At 75.7% G+C, this 18,771-nt stretch carries 4 protein-coding genes; 1 reads left to right on the forward strand and 3 read right to left on the reverse strand.

Translation table 11 applies throughout. The features are described from left to right. Positions 1-482: 482 nt before the first annotated feature. Positions 483-1,454 (forward strand): recombinase family protein, encoded by a 972-nt coding sequence (locus O7609_RS06370; RefSeq protein ID WP_269743216.1) that lies wholly within the window; start codon positions 483-485, stop codon positions 1,452-1,454. On the opposite strand, the gene O7609_RS06375 is transcribed toward O7609_RS06370, so the two are convergent. Genes O7609_RS06375 through O7609_RS06385 form a run of 3 tightly spaced genes read right to left on the reverse strand, consistent with a single transcriptional unit; the run spans position 1,444 to position 18,766 of the window. Continuing rightward, the gene (locus O7609_RS06375) at positions 1,444-2,247 is read right to left on the reverse strand and encodes a thioesterase II family protein (RefSeq protein ID WP_269743217.1); all 804 of its coding nucleotides are present in this window, start codon (positions 2,245-2,247) and stop codon (positions 1,444-1,446) included. The genes O7609_RS06370 and O7609_RS06375 overlap by 11 nt on opposite strands. Continuing rightward, entirely contained in the window at positions 2,244-13,055 is a 10,812-nt protein-coding gene (locus O7609_RS06380) for a non-ribosomal peptide synthetase (protein ID WP_269743218.1), read from the reverse strand. The genes O7609_RS06375 and O7609_RS06380 overlap by 4 nt, the downstream gene beginning before the upstream one ends. Continuing rightward, a complete protein-coding gene (locus tag O7609_RS06385) occupies positions 13,052-18,766 on the reverse strand; it encodes a type I polyketide synthase (RefSeq protein WP_269743219.1) in 5,715 nt (1,904 codons plus the stop codon). The genes O7609_RS06380 and O7609_RS06385 overlap by 4 nt, the downstream gene beginning before the upstream one ends. Between the last annotated feature and the right edge of the window lie 5 nt (positions 18,767-18,771).

An 18,771-nucleotide genomic window follows, 5' to 3' on the forward strand; every position in this document is an offset into this window, starting at 1 on the left:
AGCCGCGGCGCCCGCCCGTCGTCGCCCCCGGGCACCCACCTCGGTGGTGCCGGAAAGCCGCCGAAGAGCCGCGCATCCACATTCCTTTCGGCGGCAACGCCGTGTTGACCGGCAAGACGGCCGCCGGAGAAGCTGGCGTGATTCGTTCGGGAACCGAACCCGGCTCCCGGCACACGGAGAACGGCACCGGCCCGTCACGGGCATCCCCGGCGAGGGGCCGGCGCCGTGGGTGTGACCAGTGAAGGAGATTCACGTGCGCGCTCGACGTCCAGTACCACTCCGTACCGACCGCATACCGTGCCGCTTCGGAGTTCCTCCGGAAACCGGCGCCTCGGCCCCCGTCCGGCCGCCGCGCCGCACCTCCTGACCGCGCCGCCCGGCGCCGTGTCGCCCACGCACGGGCAGCCCGCCCGGTCCGTGTGGCGCGATTCCGCCGCTTCCTGTGCCGACCTCGGAAAAACTCAGGGGACAGAGGGATTTCGATGACGTTGACCTCGGGGGACCACCTCACTCTCACCTGCGCCCGCCATCCCGCCGGAGCGGGGCGGGCGCCCTACGGGTACCGGCCCAGCCTGCGCCCCGACCGGGCGGGGCTCGAGCCGGACCCGTACACCGCGCCCGTCGTCCGCCGCATCTTCCGGGAGTACGTGTCCGGCAGCGGGCTCCAGTCGATCGCGGAGCGGCTCACCGCCTGCGGCATACCGCGCCCCTCCGCCTACGACCCGCGCCGCAACCCGCACCACCGGGGCAGCGCGTGGTCCAAGCAGGCGGTGCGGGCCATCATCACCAACAGCCGTTACGCGGGCGAGCACATGGCGCTCGACCACCTGGAGGGCTGCTCCGGCTGCGGCGGCCTGTGCACGATGCAGCCGACGCCGCCCCTGATCCCGCCCGCCCTGTACCGCGACGTGCAGGACATCCTGGCGCAGCGCGGCCGGGGCGGGAGCGCGCGGGGCCGGGCGCAGGCCGCCGAGCCCCCGGCCGAGCCCCCGGCCGAGCCCGTCCGGGCGGGCTCGCGGTACCTGCTGCGCGGCCGGCTGCGGTGCGGCCTGTGCGAGCGGCTGATGCAGGGGACGCGGAACAACGGCGCGCCGTACTACCGTTGCCGCTTTCCCCGCGAGTACGCCCGGGCCAACGGGCTGACGCACCCGGTGAACGTGTACGTCCGCGAGGACCGGGTCGTCGAGCCGCTGTGGCAGTGGCTGCCCCGGTCACTGCGTTCGACGGTGCGGGAGTCGGCGGCGCGGCAGCCCCAGCGCACGGTCAACCGGCTCCTCGAACGGGTCGGCCGCCTCCGCGCGTTGATGGAGTGGGCCGAGGCGGACGACGTCGCCCGCGCCGAGCTGCTGAACGCGCTGCGGCTGCGGCTGGTGTACGAGGACGGGGACCGGACGGTGCGGGTGAGCGCCGAGGTGCTGCACGGGCTGCCCGTCCACGGGGTGCTCACCCTGTGACGGACGGACCGTGGACGGGCAGGGCGGCGCGCACGGCGGCCATGATCTCGGGGACGGTGTCCTGGACGAAGAAGTGGCCGCCGGGGAGCGTGCGCAGGTCGGTGCCGCCGGTCGTGTGGCGGCGCCAGCCCGGCAGCGAGGTGGGCGGGGTGATCGTGTCGGCCGCCCCGCCGAGCACGGTGAACGGGACGGGAAGCGGCGGCTTCTCGCGGTACTCGTAGGTGTGCAGCAGCGCGTAGTCGGCCCGGAGGGTGGGGATGGCGAGGTCCATCAGCTCCCGGTCGTCGAGGAGTTCCCGGGGTGTGCCGCCCATGGCCCTCAGCTCGTCGAGCACCTCCTCGTCGGAGGCGGCGTGCAGGGCGGTGCGGGTGACCTTCCGCTCCGGGGACGCGGTCGCCGCGAGGAACAGGTGCGCGGGCTGCGGGAGGCCGCGTTCCCGCAACGCCCGCGCCAGCTCGAAGGCGATGAGGCCGCCCATGCTGTGCCCGAAGAGGGCGAAGGGGCGGTGGAGTTCGCCGGCGAGGTCCTCCGTCAGGGCCCGGACGAGGGGCGGCAGCCCGAGGAACGGGTCCTCGCCCAGCCGCCGCCCGTGGCCCGGCAGTTCCACCGGGCGGACCTCGACGTGGGACGGTGCCCGCTCCTGCCAGCTGCGGTACATGGCCGCGCTGCCGCCCGCGCAGGGGAAGCAGTACAGCCGGAAGGCCGCCCCGGGGTCCGGCGTCCGGCCGCCCAGCCAGCGCCGGGCGGGCCGCTCCGGACCGGCCGGGGGCCGGTCGTGGGTGCGTGTCGTCATGGCGTGGTCTCCTCCCCCGCGGCGAGGCTCTCGTCCCGCAGCGCCCGGCGCACCTCGCCGACGGTCAGCTCCGGCCGCTCCGCGACCAGGGCGAGCAGCCGCGTCCACTGACGCATCATCACGGCCATGACCGGCGGTGCGACGCGCTCGGGCCGGTAGAGCCACATGCCGCGCATCTCGCCGTCCGTCTCGCGCATCATGAGGTAGAGGTCGACGGCGACGGGCCGCATCTCGGTGATCATCTCGGGGAAGACCCCGTCGTCGCCGACGTCCAGGGTGAGCGGCGACGCCCGCACTCCGTGCAGGTCGAGTCCGCCGTCCGCCGCGTTGAGCAGGTTGAACAGGATACGGAAGGCGTCGTTGCCGGCCGTGGCGCGCTCGTGGAGCATGGCTCGCAGGGGTACGTCCTGGTGGGCGTAGGCGTCCAGGGAACCCTGGCAGACCTCGGCGAGCAGCTCCGTGAAGGTGCGGTCGGCCGAGACGTCGGAGCGCACCAGGACGGGGCTGATGAAGAACCCGATCATGGAGGCCGTCTCGGGGCGTTCGCGTCCGGCCACGGGGAAGGCGGCGGTGACGTCCTCGCTGTCCGAGTAGGACGCCAGCAGGAGCTGGAAGGCCGCCAGCAGCGTCATGAACACCGTCGCGCCCTCGCGCTGGGCGGTGCGCCGGACGGCCGCCGTCACCCCGGCGTCGAGCACGAAGCCGTGGGTGAAGCCGTCCCGGACGGCGACGGCCGACCGCTGGTGCACGGGGGCGTCGAAGACGGGCGGGGCGGGCGGGTCGGCCAGCCGCTCGCGCCAGTACCGCACGTGCTCGTCGAGGGCGCCGTCGGCGAGGCGACGCTGCTGCCAGGCCGCGTAGTCGGCGTACTGGAAGGGGAGTTCGGGCAGCGCGGCCGGGCGGCCGCGCGTCCGGGCGGCGTACAGGGCGCCCAGCTCCCGGTAGAGGACGCCGTAGGCCCAGTGGTCCACGACGATGTGGTGCATCACGAGGATGAGGACGTGTTCCTCGGCCCCGGTGCGCACCAGGGTGCCCCGGACGAGCGGCCCCTCCGCCAGGGAGAACGGCCGGCCCACGGCCTCGTCCACGCGCTCGCGCAGTGCCGCGTTCCGCGCGGCGGCGTCGGCGGCGTCGACCTCGCACAGGGTCAGCGGCCAGGTGCCGGCGGGGTCGACGCGCTGGAGGGGCTCGCCGTCCTCGCGGACGACGCGGGTGCGCAGGGCCTCGTGGCGGGCGACGAGATCGTCGAGGGCGCCGCTCAGCGCCGCGACGTCGAGGGCGCCCGTCAGGAGGGAGGCGGTGACGACGTTGTGGTGGGGGTCCTGCGGGTCGACGGGCTGGTGCAGGATGTCGAGCTGCGCGAAGGACAGGGGCAGACCCCGGTCGCGGTCGACCCGCGTGACGGGCTCTTCCGCCGCGCCGCCCGGCCCGGTGACTCCCCCGGTGCCGGTCCCCGGTGCGCGCTCGGGGGCTTCCAGGGTGGCCGTGTGGGCGACGACGGCGCGCAGGACGGCGAACCACTCGGCCGCCAGCCGGTCGACGTCCTCGCGGGTCAGGAGGGCCGGGGCCCAGGACCAGTCCGCGACGAGGCGGGGGCCGTCGGGCCCGTCGTGGGTGACGGCGTTGAGCTCGACGGGGTGGGCCATGGGCGTCGCCGTGTCGCCGCCGCCGAGGGGCTCCTCCGGGTCGGCCGGGACCGGGGTCCACGGTTCGGCCTCGCCGGTGACGGCCACGCGCCCGAGGTAGTTGAACGCGATCTGCGGGGCGGGCAGGGCGGCGAGGCGGGGCGCGGTGTCCGGGTTGAGGTGGCGGAGCGGTCCGTAGCCGAGTCCGCCGTCGGGGACGTCGCGCACCTGCCGCAGGACGGCGTCGAGCGCGGCCGGGAGCCCGGCGTCCTCGGCAGCGGGCTCCCCCGCCTCGATCCGCACCGGGTGGACGCTGGTGAACCAGCCCACCGTGCGGGAGAGGTCGGCGCCGGGCAGGAGGCGTTCGTCGCGGCCGTGGCCCTCCACGTCGACCGCGAGCGCGCCGGGCCGCCCGCTGCGGCGGTGGTGCCACCGGCCGAGGGCGATGCCGAACGCGGCGAGGAGCACGTCCTGGACGCCGCCGCGCAGGACGGCCGGGGCGTGGCCGAGGGCCTGCGCGGTGATGTCGGCGGGCAGGGTGAGGGTGAGCCGTCCCGCCGTGCCCGCGACGTCCCGGGCGGGGTCGAGCGGGCCGTCGACGAGTCGCTCGGTGCCGGTGAGCAGCTCCGTCCAGCGGGGCAGTTCGGCGGTGCGGCGGGCGGACCGGGCGTCCTCGGCCAGCGCGGCGGCCCAGCGCCGCAGGGAGGTGGGCACGGGCGGCAGGGCCGCGGGCCGGCCGGCCGCCACGGCGGTCCAGGCAGTGCGCAGGTCGGGCAGGAGCACCCGCCAGGACACGCCGTCCACGACGAGGTGGTGCACGGTGAGCAGCAGCCGCCCGGTCGCGCGCGGTCCGGCGTCGAACCAGACGGCGTCGAGCATCCGCCCGTCGGCGGGGGCGAGCCGGGCGGCCGCCGCGGCGCGTTCGGCCGTGACCCGCGCGCGCAGCGCGGTCTCGTCGAGCCCGCGCACGTCCACCCGGCGCAGCAGCGCGGACGCGGACGCGGTGCCGGGCTCGTCGGCGTGCAGGGTCCAGGCGCCGTCGGTGACGTCGAGCCGGGCGCGCAGGGCGTCGTGGTGGTCGACGAGGGCCAGCAGGGCCTGGGCCAGCCGCGGCTCGTCGGCGTCGGCGGGCGTGTGGACGACGGCGGCCTGGCTGAACCCGTCGGTTTCGCCGCCGAGTTCGCGCAGCCAGTGGGTCATGGGGGTGGCGCCGACGGTGCCGGAGCCGGGGTCGTGGACGGCGGGGGTGTCGCCGTCGGCGGCCACGGTGGCGAGTTCGGCCACGGTCTGGTGGGTGAAGACCTGTCTGGCGGTGATGTGGAGTCCGGCCGCCCGGGCCTGGGCCACGACCTGCATGGCCTGGATGCTGTCGCCGCCGAGGTCGAAGAAGCTGTCCTCGGCGCCCACTTCGGACAGGCCCAGCACCTCGGCGAAGACGGCGGCCAGCGCCTCCTCGCGCGGGGTGCGCGGGGCGCGCGACCCGCCCGCCGCGGCGAAGTCGGGTGCGGGCAGGGCCCGTCGGTCGATCTTCCCGTTGGTGGTGAGCGGCAGGGCGTCCAGCACGACGACGGCGGCGGGTACGAGGTAGTGCGGCAGCCGCTCGGCGAGGAAGGCGCGCAGCACGGCCGGTTCGGGCCGCGCGGGAGCTCCGTCCCCGTCGCCGGCCCCGTCGCCCGGCTCGGCGACGGCGTAGCCCACGAGGTCCCGGTCGCCGGGGCGGTCCTCGCGGACGACGACCACGGCCTGGCGTACGGCCGGGTGGCCGGCGAGGGCGGCCTCGACCTCGCCGGGCTCGATGCGGAAACCGCGCAGCTTGACCTGGTGGTCGGTGCGGCCGAGCATCTCCAGCTGCCCGTCACCGCGCCAGCGGGCGAGGTCGCCGGTGCGGTACATGCGGGTGCCGGGCGGGCCGAAGGGGTCGGGCAGGAAGCGTTCGCGGGTGAGCTCTGGGCGGCGCAGGTACCCGCGGGCGAGGCTGGTTCCGGCGACGTACAGCTCACCGGGGACGCCGGGCGGCACCGGTTGGCCGCCGTCGTCGAGCACGTAGACGCGGACGTTGTGGACGGGGCGGCCGATCGGGGGCGTGCCCTCGCCGGTCAGGGGGCCGCTCATGGTGGCGCAGACGGTGGTCTCCGTGGGCCCGTAGGCGTTGATCATCCGGCGCCCGGCCGACCAGCGGGCGGCGAGTTCGGGCGGGCAGGCCTCGCCGGCGACGACGAGGGACAGCTCCGGGGGCAGGCTGCCCTCGGGCATGGCCGCGAGCACCGACGGCGGCAGAGTGACGTTGGTGACGCCGTACTCGGCGCAGGTGGCGGCCAGGGGTTCGCCGGGCAGCAGCCGGTCCCTGGCGACCAGCACGAGGGCGGCACCGGAGAGCAGGCCGTCGCAGATCTCGGCAATGGAGGCGTCGAAGCTGGAGGAGGCGAACTGGAGCAGCCGGCTGCCCGGTGCGTCGAGTCCGAAGCGTTCGATCTGTGCCGCGGTGAGGTTGGCGATGCCCGTGTGGGTGACGACGACGCCCTTGGGGGCGCCGGTGGAGCCGGAGGTGTAGATGACGTAGGCGGTGTCGGAGGGGTCGAGCGGCCGGGCGCGGTCCGCGTCGGTGAGGCCCTCGGCGCTTTGGTCCTCCCACGCCGCCAGGATCTCCGGGTCGTCCAGCAGGAGCAGCGGGACGTCGGTCTCCGGCAGCGTGGCGGCGGTCGCGGTGGTGGCGACGAGGAGGGCGGGGCGGGCGTCGCCGAGCAGGTAGGAGACGCGCTCGGCGGGGTACTCGGGGTCGACGGGCAGATAGCCGCCGCCCGCCTTGACGGTGGCCAGCAGGGCGGTGACGAGCGGGACCGAGCGGGGCGGGACGGCGACGGCGACGAGCTCCCCGGGGCCGACGCCCCGGGCCAGCAGCAGCCGGGCGAGCCGGTTGGAGCGGGCGTCGAGTTCGGCGTAGGTCTGCTTGCCGTCCTCGTGCAGGAGGGCGGGGGCGTCGGGGGTGCGCGCCGCCTGTTCCCGGAACAGCTCCGGCAGGGTGCGCGGCGGCCAGTCGCGCGCGGTGTCGTTCCACTCCACGAGGATGCGGTGCCGCTCCTCGGGCGTGAGCAGGTCGATGCCGCCGATGGCCCGCCCCGGGTCGGCGGTGACGGCGTCCAGGAGGAGCCGCAGCCGGTCCAGGAGGGTGCGTACGGTCGCGGGGTCGAAGACGTCGGTGTTGAACTCGACGGTGCCCTCGATCCCGGCGGGCGCCGCCCCGGCGCCGGGCGCCCCGGTCGCGGTGCCGTGCGTCTGCGCCGGGCCGTGCGTCTCCGTGAGGGACAGGACGAGGTCCATGCGCGCGGTGCCGGTGGTGGCGGCGAGCGGGCTCGCGGTGACGCCGGGCAGGTCGAGGGCCGCGGCGGGCACGTTCTGCCAGGCCAGCATGGTCTGGACCAGCGGGTGGTGGGCCAGGGAGCGGGCCGGGCTCAGCGCGTCGACCAGGAACTCGAAGGGCAGGTCCTGGTGGGCGTAGGCGTCCAGGCTGCGGTCCCGGACCCGGCCGAGGAGTTCACGGAAGGTGGGGTCGCCGGAGGTGTCGACACGCAGCACGGTGGTGTTGGCGAAGAAGCCGACGAGCTCCTCGGCGGCCTGGTCGGTGCGGCCGGCCACGGCGGCGCCCAGCGGGATGTCGGTGCCGGCGCCCAGCCGGGTGAACAGGGCGCCCAGCGCGGCCTGGACGACCATGAAGGGGCTCGCGTCGAGCTCCCGGGCGAGCCGCAGGACGCGGTCGTGCACGGCGGCGTCCCAGCGGAAGGCCAGGGCGTCGCCGCGGTGGGTCGCCTCGGCGGGATGCGGGCGGTCGGTGGGCAGGGTGACGCGTTCGGGGAGGCCGGCCAGTGCCTCGCGCCAGTAGTCCAGTTGCCGCGACCACAGGCTGTCGGGGTCGTTGCGGTCGCCGAGCAGTCCGCGCTGCCACAGGGTGTGGTCGGCGTACTGGACGGGCAGCGGCGCCCAGCCCGGAGCGGCGCCGGAGCGGCGGGCGGTGTAGGCGGTGGCCAGGTCGCGGCCGAGCGGGGCCATGGACCAGCCGTCGGTGGCGATGTGGTGCACGACCGCCACGAGGACGTGGTCCTCGGGGCCGAGGGTGATCAGCTCGGCGTACAGCGGCGGCCGGGCCGCCAGGTCGAAGGTGTGCCGGGCCGCGGCGGTCAGGGCCGCGTCGAGGCCCGCCTCGTCGGCCGTCGTCCGGTGCAGTGCGGGGCGGGCGTCCTCGGGCGGCAGCACGTGCTGCCGCGGCACGCCGTCGGTGCTGCGGATGACGGTCCGCAGGGACTCGTGCCGGGTGACGACGTCGGCGAGCGCGGCGCGCAGCGCCTCGGCGTCCAGGGCTCCGGTGAGCCGCAGCGCCATGGGCAGGTTGTAGGTGGGCGAGGGACCGTCGAGCTGGTCGAGGACCCACAGCCGCTGCTGGGCGAAGGAGAGCGGCAGGGGGTCGGGCCGCTCCTGGGGCACCAGGGGCGGGCGCGCGGTGCCGGCCCGGCCGAGGCGGCGGGCGAGGGCGGCCACGGTCGGCGTCTCGAACAGGGCCCGCACCTGGAGTTCGACGTCGAAGACGGCACGGATGCGGGAGATGAGCCGGGTGGCGAGCAGCGAGTGCCCGCCCAGAGCGAAGAAGTCGTCCTCCACCCCGGCCTCGGGGAGCCCGAGCACCTCGGCGAAGAGCGCGCACAGCGTCTCCTCCGTGGCGTCGCGCGGGGCGACGTAGACGGAGCCCAGCTCGCGGCGGGTGCCGTCGGGGGCGGGGAGGGCCTTGCGGTCGGTCTTGCCGTTGGGGGTGAGCGGCAGGGCGTCGAGCAGGACGAACGCGGAGGGCACCATGTACTCGGGCAGCCGCCGGCTCAGTTCGGCCTTGAGCCGGGGCACGAGACGGCGGGCCAGTCGGCGGTCGGCGCCGTTGACGTAGCCGCTCCAGCCGCCGGTGCGCGGCTCCGGCTCCGGAGCGGCGGGCAGCGGGGCGACGGGCGTGCCCTTCTCGTCGAGGGCGCGGGCGACGAGGTCGAGCGAGCCGTCGGGTCCGTGCCGGGACCAGCCGAGGTCGACGCGGTAGCCGGTCTCCTCGCCGAGCCGGGCCAGTTCCTCGGGGTCCGTGGCGTTTCCGGCTCCGGGTGCCGCGGCGAGCGCGGCGCGCAGTTCGGCGGCCGTGGCGGGGACCCGCTGCCCGGCGAGCGCCGCGGCCAGCGGGTCCAGCGCGGCGTGCGGGACGCCGGTGACGGCCAGGACGCGGGGGCGCTCCCGGGTCAGCCGGCCGCGCAGGGCGGACACGCTGAGCTCCTCCTCCCGCCAGTCGAGCCAGTCGGCGGGGGCGTGGTGCTCCGGCGCGTCCTCCGCGCCGTCGGGGGCATCGGTCGCCTCGGTCGCTTCAGTCGCTGCGTGCGTGGTGAGCACGACGTCGTAGCGGAAGAGGCGGAGCTCGTCGGCGAGCCGCCCGCGCTTGGGCAGGCAGCGGACGTCGGCGAGTTCGGGGAGACGGGCGCGCAGGGCGTGGAAGAAGCCCGGGTCGATGACGAGTTCCTCGTCCTCGGCCGCGTGCCGCCGGGCCCGCCGCAGCACCTGCTCGACGGGGGTGTCGTCGTCGGCGTGGGCGAGCTGTACGGAGGTGTGGAAGGTCTCCAGCAGCGGGAGGCTCCGCACGTCGCCGAGGAAGAGTGAGCCGCCGGGGGCCAGCCGCGCGAGCGCGCCCTCGATGACGCGCAGCAGATAGCGCTCGTCGGCGAAGTACTGGACGACGGAGTTGAGCACGACGCGGTCGAAGAGCTGCTCGGGCAGCCGGTCCAGGGCGTCGGCGGCCGCGGTGAAGAGCCGCACGTGGCCGAGGCCGCGCCCGGGGGCGTCGACGGCGCGGCGCAGCCGGCCGAGGGCGACCTCGGAGATGTCCACGCCCCAGTAGCGGGTGCAGTGCGGGGCGGCGCCGAAGAGGATGAGGCCGGTGCCGCACCCGATCTCCAGCACGGAGGCGGGTTCCGTGTCCAGGACGCGGCGCACGGTGTGGTCGACCCACTCGCGCATGTCCTCGGCGGGGATGGGCTCGCCGGTGTAGCTGCTGTTCCAGCCGCGGATGTCGAAGGCGGGGTCGACGTCGTCGGCGGCGGTGTCGTAGGCGGAGTCCCAGATGTCCCGCCACTGCTCGACCTCCTCGGCCCACCGCCGGCCGTCCGGGCCCGCAGCCTTCGCGGCGGCCCCCCAGCCCTCCGCGGCGTCGGCGTCCTCCGCCGCATCGGCGTCCGGGACGACGTAGGCCACCAGGCGCTGGTCGCCCGGGGTGTCCTCGCGGACGAGGGTCACCGCGTCCTTGACGACCTCCTGCCGGGTCAGGGCGTTCTCGATCTCGCCCGGCTCGATGCGGTGGCCGCGCAGCTTGACCTGCTGGTCTATACGGCCGAGGAACTCGATGCCGCCGTCCTGCCGCCGCCGGACGAGGTCGCCGGTGCGGTAGAGGCGCTCGCCCTCCTGGAACGGGTGGGGGATGAAGCGTTCGGCGGTCAGCTCGTCGCGGCCGAGGTATCCGCGGGCGAGGCCCTGTCCGCCGATGCACAGTTCGCCGGGCACGCCGAGCGGGGCGAGGCCGCCGCCCGCCTCCAGGACGTGCAGCTGGGTGTTGGCCACGGGCTGGCCGAGGGCGATGGGCTCACCGGGCCGGACCTCCGCGACCGAGGACCAGATCGTCGTCTCGGTGGGCCCGTACATGTTCCACAGCCGCACGCCGGTCGCCAGCAGCCGCCGGGCGGTCTCGGCGGGCAGGGCCTCGCCGCCGGCCAGGACGCGGAAGCCCGGGGCTCCGCTCCAGCCGGCGTCCAGAAGCATGCGCCAGGTGGAGGGCGTGGCCTGCATGACGGTGGCTCCGCTGTCGGCCAGGGCCGCCCGCAGCCGGGCGCCGTCGGCGGCGACGTCGGAGGGGACGAGGACGAGACGGGCGCCCTCGACGAGCGGCAGCAGGAGTTCGAGCATGGAGATGTCGAACGACAGGGTGGTGACGGCGAGCAGGACGTCGTCCTCGGCCAGGCCGGGCCGCTCCCCCATGGAGTGCAGGAAGTTGCCCAGGGCCCGGTGGGGGATCTGCACGCCCTTGGGACGGCCGGTGGAGCCGGAGGTGTAGATGACGTAGGCGAGGTCCTCGGGGCCGACGGCCGCCTCCGGCCCGTCGTCCGGCCCGGCGTCCGGTCCGGCCGCGTCCGCCTCCCCGGCGCCGGGTCCCTCGTCGAGCGCGTCCAGGCACACCGTCACGGCCCGCGTCTCGCCGAGCGCGTCGCGCAGATGGGTCTGGGTGAGCAGCACCGGCAGGGCGGAGTCCGTCAGCATGAACGCCAGGCGCTCGGGCGGGAAGCCCGGGTCCAGCGGGACGTAGGCGCCGCCCGCCTTCAGCACGGCCAGCAGGGCGACGAGCATGTCGGGAGACCGTTCGACGCACAGGCCCACCAGGACGTCCCGGCCCACGCCCAGCTTCCGCAGCCGGCGGGCGAGCCCGTCCGCGCGCCGGTCGAGCTCGGCGTAGGTGAGGGCGTCGTCCCCGAGACGCACGGCCTCCGCGTCCGGGGTGCGGGCGGCCTGGAGCTCGAACCGGCGGTGCACGAGGAGGGGTTCGGGCCAGCTGCGATCGGGGGTGCTGCCGAGCGCGCGCAGCCGCCGCTCCTCCTCCCCGCTGAGGAGGGGGACGTCGGAGACCGTGGCCCCGGGCTCGGCGACGAGCCGCGCGACGAGGCGTTCGAGCTGGGCCGACATGCGCTCGACGGTGAGGCCGTCGAACAGGTCGCTGTCGTACTCGAACCAGCCGCCGATGCCCTCGGGCCTCTCGAAGACCTGGAGTTCGAGGTCGAAGCGGGAGGTGGAGCTCTCGATCTCCATGGGCTCCAGCTTCAGCGCGCCGATCTCGAAGGCGGGCAGCGGGATGTTCTGGAAGACGAAGGACACCTGGAAGACCGGCGAACGCGAGAGGTCGCGCTGCGGGTGCAGCTCCTCCACCAGCCGCTCGAACGGCACCTCCTGGTGTGCGTAGGCGCTCAGGCAGGTCTGCCGGACGCGGGCCAGCAGCTCGCGGAAGGTGGGCGCGCCGCCCAGGTCGGTGCGGAGGGCGAGGGTGTTGACGAAGAAGCCGATGAGCGGCTCGATCTCCGGCCGGCCGCGGCCGGCGACGGGGACGCCGACCACGATGTCGTCCTGGCGGCTGTGGCGGTGCAGGAGCACCTGGAAGGCGGCCAGGGTCACCATGAAGGGGGTGACGCCCTCGCGCCTGCTCAGCTCCCGCAGCGCGTCGGTGGTTTCGGCGGAGAGCCGGAAGGGCCGGGAGCCGCCCCGCGCGCTGCGCACGGCCGCGCGGGGCCGGTCGGTGGGCAGGTCGAGGGCGGCCGGGGCGCCCTCCAGCGTGCGGCGCCAGAACTCGACGTCCCCGTCCAGCGCGTCGCCCTCCAGACGGCGGCGCTGCCAGGCGGTGAAGTCGGCGTACTGGACGGTCAGGTCCGGCAGCGGGGAGGGTTCGCCGGCGCTGAACGCCCGGTAGAGGGCGACGAGTTCCTGGAAGAACACCGAGGTGGACCACAGGTCGCCGATGATGTGGTGGATGGTGAGCAGCAGCACGTGCTCGTCGGGGGCCAGGCGCAGGAACCTCATGCGCAGCAAGGGACCTTGGCGCAGGTCGAAGGGCCGGGCGAACTCGGCCCGGGCCAGCTCCCGGATGCCGGCCTCGCCCCGGGGGCCGTGCAGGTGGCCGCACTCGACGACGTCGAACTCCGGCTCGGCGCCCTCGGTGACGACCTGGACGGGTTCGCCGTCGGCGCCCACGTCGAAGGTGGTGCGCAGCGACTCGTGGCGCCGGACGATCTCCAGCACGCTGCGCCGCCACACCTCGACGTCCAGCGGGCCGTGGACGCGGAGCGCGCCGGGCACGTTGTAGGCGGCGCCGCCGGGCATGAGCTGTTCGAGGAACCACAGCCGCTGCTGGGAGAAGGAGACGGGGAAGGTGTGCCGCCGCGGCCTCCCCGCCGTGCTCACGTTGTTCGCCTTGTTCGCGCTGCTCGCGCTGTTCGCGCTGCTCGCCTTCGCCGCCCGCTTCGCCCGCAGGCGTTCCGCGAGCAGGGCACGCTTCTCGGCCGCCGACAGGCCGCTCAGGTCGCTCGGGTCGCGCGGCTCGCTCACGCCGCTCACGCCGCTCTCGTCAGAAGTGCTCATCGTGCGTCGTCCCCGTCCTCGGTGTCGTCGGCCGCCTCGTCGGCCAGCAGGGCCCGCAGTTGGGCTTCGACCTCCTCGTCGGTGAGGTCGTTCACGTCCTCCTCCGCCGCGGCGGGCGGCTCGTCGCGGCTCAGCACCTCGATCGCGTCGTCGGCCGCCGCACCCGCGGTCCCGGCGGGTCCGTTCAGCAGCACGACCGTGTGGGCGACGGTGGGTGAGCTGAAGAAGTCGCGCATGCTCAGCTCGCGCCCGAACCGGGTCTGGATCTGCGCACCGATCCGGACGGCGGCGAGCGAGTGGCCGCCCAGGGCGAAGAAGTCGTCGTCGACGCCGATCTCCTCGACCCCGAGCACGTCCCGCCAGATGGCGGCGACGGCCTCCTCGTCCTCCCCGCGCGGGGCGACGAAGGGGGTGTCCAGCTCGGGGCGCGGGTGGGTCCCGACGGTGGGCGCCAGTCGCCCGGCCTCCTCGGCGAGCAGGGCCGGGGTGACGGCCCGGGCCAGCCGCCGGACCGCGGCGAAGTCCTTGCCGGAGACGAGGAGACGGGCCGGGACGCGCGGGGCGGCGAGCACCCTGGCCAGGGCCGCGGTGCCGTCCGCCTCGGCGATGCCCTCGCCGAGGGCCCGCAGGGTGCTGAACTCCTCCTCGGCCGGGTCCGCTCCGGCGTCCTCGGCGGTGACGCGGTCGATCTGCTCCCGCAGGCCGGTGACGTCGTTGATGCGCTTGATGGTGAAGTCCCCGATGCGCACGAGCAGCCGGCCCTCAGGGTCGAGGACGTCGATGTCGCAGGTCATGGTCTCGCCCGAGCTGTCGTCGGCCTCCCGCAGCTCCACGTAGCAGTGGATGGTCGGGGTCAGCCCGGCGTGGACGCGCAGGCTGCGGTAGGTGAAGGGCAGGTAGTAGGCGTCCGGGGTGTGGATGCGGGCGGTGCCCCCGGCGACGTCGAGCAGCGCCGGGTGCAGGGCGTAGTCCTCGGCGTCGGCGGCGAACGCGTCGTCGAGCCGCAGGGTGGCCAGCAGGCGGCGCTCCCCGGTGTGGATGGAGCGCAGGCAGCGCCAGCGGGGGCCGAAGCTGAACTCCATGTCGCTGCCGCGCTCGAAGCGGTCGAGCCGCAGCCGCCGGCTCAGCTCCGCCTCGGTCTCGATGACCTCGGTGACCTCGCAGCGCTCGCGCAGCTCCGCCAGGTCGCGGACGAGTCCGGCCGGGTCCTCGGCGGGCTCGTGGAAGGAGACGGAGCCGTTCGCGTGCTCCTGCCACGCGCCGTCGCCGCCGTCCGCGGTGCGGCTGCGGACGACGAAGCGCAGCCCGTCGTCGCGGCGTTCGACCGTGGTGAACACCTCGCGGGTCTGCCCGTCGGGCACGACGACGGGCACCATGAAGAGCACGTCGTGGAGTTCGACGTCCCGGCCCTCGGCCTGTTCGGCCGCCGCGGCCCGCACCAGTTCGAGGTAGGCCGTGCCGGGCACGAGGCCGTGGCCCATGATGCGGTGGTCGTCGACGATCCAGCTCTCGGCGGTGCTGAAGGTGGTGACGTAGGTCCGGGCGTTCTCCTCGGTGCGCACGAGCCGCAGCAGTGGGTGCCCGGTGGGCTCGCCCGTGGCGTCGCCGCCGAACCGGTCGAGCAGGCCCGCGGCCATGCCGACGCCGTTCCAGGTGTCCCAGGCGACCGAGGTGACCGGGACGCCGCCGTCCCGCCGCCGCCACTCGGCGTAGGCGTCGAGGAAGGCGTTGGCGCCGCAGTAGTCGCTCTGCCCGGGGCCGCCGACGACCCCGGTGAGGGAGGAGCACAGCAGCAGGAAGTCGAGCGGGTCCCCGGCGCAGACGCGGTCCAGGACGAGGGTGCCGTGGGTCTTGGCGGCGAACACCGCGTCGGCGTCCTCGGCGGTCTTGACGGACATCATGCCGTTCGAGGGCAGCCCGGCCGCGTGGACGACGCCGTTGACCGGGCCGCCCCCGATGCGGCGCAGTTCGGCCACCGCCCGCGCCGTCTCCTCCTCGTCGGTCACGTCGGCGCGCAGGACGACGACGCGGGAGCCGAGTTCCGTGAGGCGGCGCAGCCGGCGGATGCGGACGGCGGTGGGGTCGTCGGGGCCGTGGTCGGCGAGGTGGGCGTCCCAGTCGGCCTCGGCGGGGAAGGCGGAGCGGCCGAGGAGCCCGAGGACGGGGCCGGTCGCGGTGCGCGCAATGTGCTCGGCGTGGGCGAGGCCGACGCCGCCGAGACCGCCGGTGACGAGGTAGACGCCGCCGTCGCGCAGCCCGCTCTCCGCCGCGGCGGGGGCGGGCAGCGGGACGGGGTCGAAGTCGCGGACCCACCAGTGCCGGCCGCGCAGGGCGAGTTCCCGGTCCTCGGTCTCCCGGGCGAGCAGCCCGAGCACGGCGTCGACGGCCGGTTCGCCCGGCGCGGTCAGGTCCAGCCCGGTGACGTCGAGGCTGCGGCAGGTGGCGTCGGCGACCTCCTGCGGGAGCACCGTGCAGGCGCCCAGGAGGGTGGCGTTCTCCGGCTGGAGCGCCTCGTCGCCGGTGACGGCGTGCAGGCCACGGCACAGCACCTCGACGGCCACGGGGCCGGGCACTTCGGCGTCCCCGACGGCCTGGGCGAGGGCGAGGAGGCTGTCGAAGCCCGCGCGGCGGGCGGCGGAGAGGGAGCCGGCGTCGGGCCGCTCACCCGCGCCCGGCTCCGCCTCCAGGCTCCACAGGTGCAGGACGCGCAGGCCCGCGTCACCGGCCGTCGTACCGGCTTCCCGGAGCGCGGCGGCGAGGTGCTCCCGGTCCCGCGGGTGGGCGGTCCACGGTGTGCCCTCGCCCCGGACCAGCTCCTCGCCCGCGTGGACGCGCAGCACGCGCGAGCCGGCGGTCTCCAGCCTCTCGGCGAGCAGGGCGCCCAGGGGCGAGTCGGCGCCGAGCACGGCCCAGGAAGCGGGGCTCGGCGTCCCGGGGCGGAGGTCCTCGGGCAGGCGGCGCCACCCCGGGGTGAGGAAGAAGTCGTCCACGCCGTCGGCCGAGGCGGGACGGGACGGGCTCGCGGCTGCGGCGGCGTCCGCGTCGGGCTCGATCCAGTACCGCTTGCGCTGGAACGGGTAGCCGGGCAGCCGGATCAGCCGGCCCCGTTGCTCCGGGTCCGCGGCGCCCCACTGCACGGGCACGCCCGCGCTCCACAGCCCGCCCCAGGCGGCCCGCAGCACCTCACGGTCGTCGCGCCGCTCGCCCGGGTGGGGCAGCGAGCCGAGCAGCGCGCGTCCGGCGCCGAAGGCCCGGTGCTCGCGGGCGAAGGTGCGCAGGGCGTCCCCGGGGCCGGTCTCCAGGAGGACGAGCTCCGGGTCGGCCAGCAGCACGTCGAGGCAGTCGGCGAAGCGTACGGTCTCGCGCAGGTGGCTGCCCCAGTAGGCGGGGCTGGTGGCCTGCGCGTCGGTGATCCAGGTGCCGGTCACGTTGGAGCAGAACGGCACGGTGGGGGCGTTCAGTTCGACGGTGCGGACCTCGTCGACGAAGGGCCGGACCGCCCCGTCCATGCTCGGCGAGTGGAAGGCGTGGGAGGTGTGCAGCCGACGGGTGGCGACGCCGGTGACGGCGAGCTTCTGCCGCAGCTCCTCCACGGCCTCCTCGGGGCCCGAGACGACGCACAGCCGGGAGGAGTTGACGGCGGCCAGGCTCAGCTCGTCGCCCAGCAGGGCCAGCGTCTCCCGCTCGGGCAGGAAGACGGCGAGCATCGCGCCGGGCTCCATGGCCTGCACCAGGCGGCCGCGGGCGGCCACCAGCCGGACGGCGTCCTCCAGCGAGAACACGCCGGCCAGGCACGCGGCGGTGTACTCGCCGACGCTGTGGCCGACCATGGCGCGCGGCACGACGCCCCACGACTCCCACAGCCGGGCGAGGGCGTACTCGACGGCGAACAGCACGGGCTGGGTGACGGAGGTCTGCTCCAGCCGCCGGGCCGCGCTCTCCTCGCCGCCGGGGGGCGGGAAGACGAGGGTGCGCAGGTCCTCCCCGAGGTGGGCGCGGAAGAGCTCGGCGCAGCGGTCGAACACGGCCGTGAAGCGCGGCTCGTGGGCGTAGAGCTCGCGGGCCATGTGGACGTGCTGGGTCCCCTGGCCGGGGAAGAGGAAGGCGACCGGGGCCGGCCCCGCGGCGGCCGTCACGGCCTCGGCGGGGGTGAGCTCGTCCAGGGCGCCGGCGGCCACCTCCGCGGTGCGGGCGACGACCGTGCCGCGGCACTCGAAGGCCCGGCGGCGGGTGAGGGTGTGGGCGACGTCGGCGAGGTCCAGCCCGGGGTGGGTCCTCAGGTGCTCGGCGAGCCGCCCGGCCGCGGCGGCGAGCGCCTTCGGAGTGCGGGCCGACAGCGGCAGGACGTGCACGGCGTCCCCGGCGGCGCCCTTGGCTGCGTCGGGGGTGTCGGGGGTGGCCGGGGGTTCCTCCAGCACGAGGTGCACGTTGGTGCCGCCGATGCCGAAGGAGCTGACCCCGGCGCGGCGGGGCTCCGCTCCCCGGGGCCAGGGCCGGGCGGCGACGGCGAGGGCGAAGGGGCTGTCCTCCAAGGCGAGCCCCGGGGCCGGGTCACCGTCGAGGAGGCTCGGCGGGATCGTCTCGTGGCGCAGGGCGAGGACGGTCTTGATGAGGGCGGTGACCCCCGCCGCGGCGTCCAGGTGGCCGACGTTGCCCTTGACCGAGCCGATGGCGCAGTAGCCGCGGCGCTCGGTGTGCTCCCGGTAGGCGCGGGTGAGGGCGGCGATCTCGATGGGGTCGCCGAGCGCGGTGCCGGTGCCGTGGGCCTCGACGTAGCCGATGCTGTCGGCGTCGACCCCGGCCACGGCCAGCGCCTCCGCGATCACCTCGGCCTGGCCCTCGACGCTGGGCGCGGTGTAGCCGGCCTTGAGCGAACCGTCGTTGTTGACGGCGGTGCCGCGGATGACGGCGTCGACGACGTCGCCCGCGTCCAGGGCCTCGGGCAGCCGCCGCAGGACGACGGCGCCCGCCCCGTTGCCCGGGACGGTGCCGCCGCCCCCGGCCCCGAACGGGCGGCAGTGCCCGTCCTGGGCGAGGATGCCGCCCGGCTCGTACAGGTAGCCGGCGCGCAGCGGGGAGCCGACGCTGACCCCGCCCGCGACGGCGATGTCGCACTCCCCGGCCAGCAGGGCCTGGCAGGCCAGGTGAACGGCGGTCAGGGACGTGGAGCAGGCCGTCTGGACGGTGAGGCTCGGGCCCTTGAGATCGAGCTTGTAGGAGACCCGGGTGGCGAGGAAGTCCTTGTCCCCGCCCAGCATCACCTGGTAGTCGCCCGCGGACTCCCGGGCCCGGGCGGAGCGCATGACGTTGAACAGCAGGTAGGAGTTGAGTCCGGCGCCGGCGAACACGCCGACGCGCCCCTCGAAGGTGCGCGGGTCGACGCCCGCGGACTCCAGCGCCTCCCACGCGCACTCCAGGAACACCCGGTGCTGCGGGTCCATGATCTCGGCTTCCCGGGGGCTGTAGCCGAAGAAGGCGGCGTCGAACAGGTCGCCGCCGTCGAGGACGCCCTTGGCCCTGACGTAGTCGGGCCGCTCCAGCAGCGCGGGGTCCACGCCCGAGGCGCGCGACTCCTCGTCGGTGAGGGCGCTGACGCCCTCCTCGCCCCGCGCGAGCTGCCGCCAGAACGCGTCGAGGTCCGGGGCGCCCGGGAAGCGTCCGGCCATACCGGTGATCGCGACCTCGGTCAGGTCGTCGGCTGTGTCAGTCACTTCGG

Origin of the sequence: Streptomyces sp. WMMC1477, assembly GCF_027460245.1 — a bacterium.
Taxonomy (GTDB): domain Bacteria; phylum Actinomycetota; class Actinomycetes; order Streptomycetales; family Streptomycetaceae; genus Streptomyces.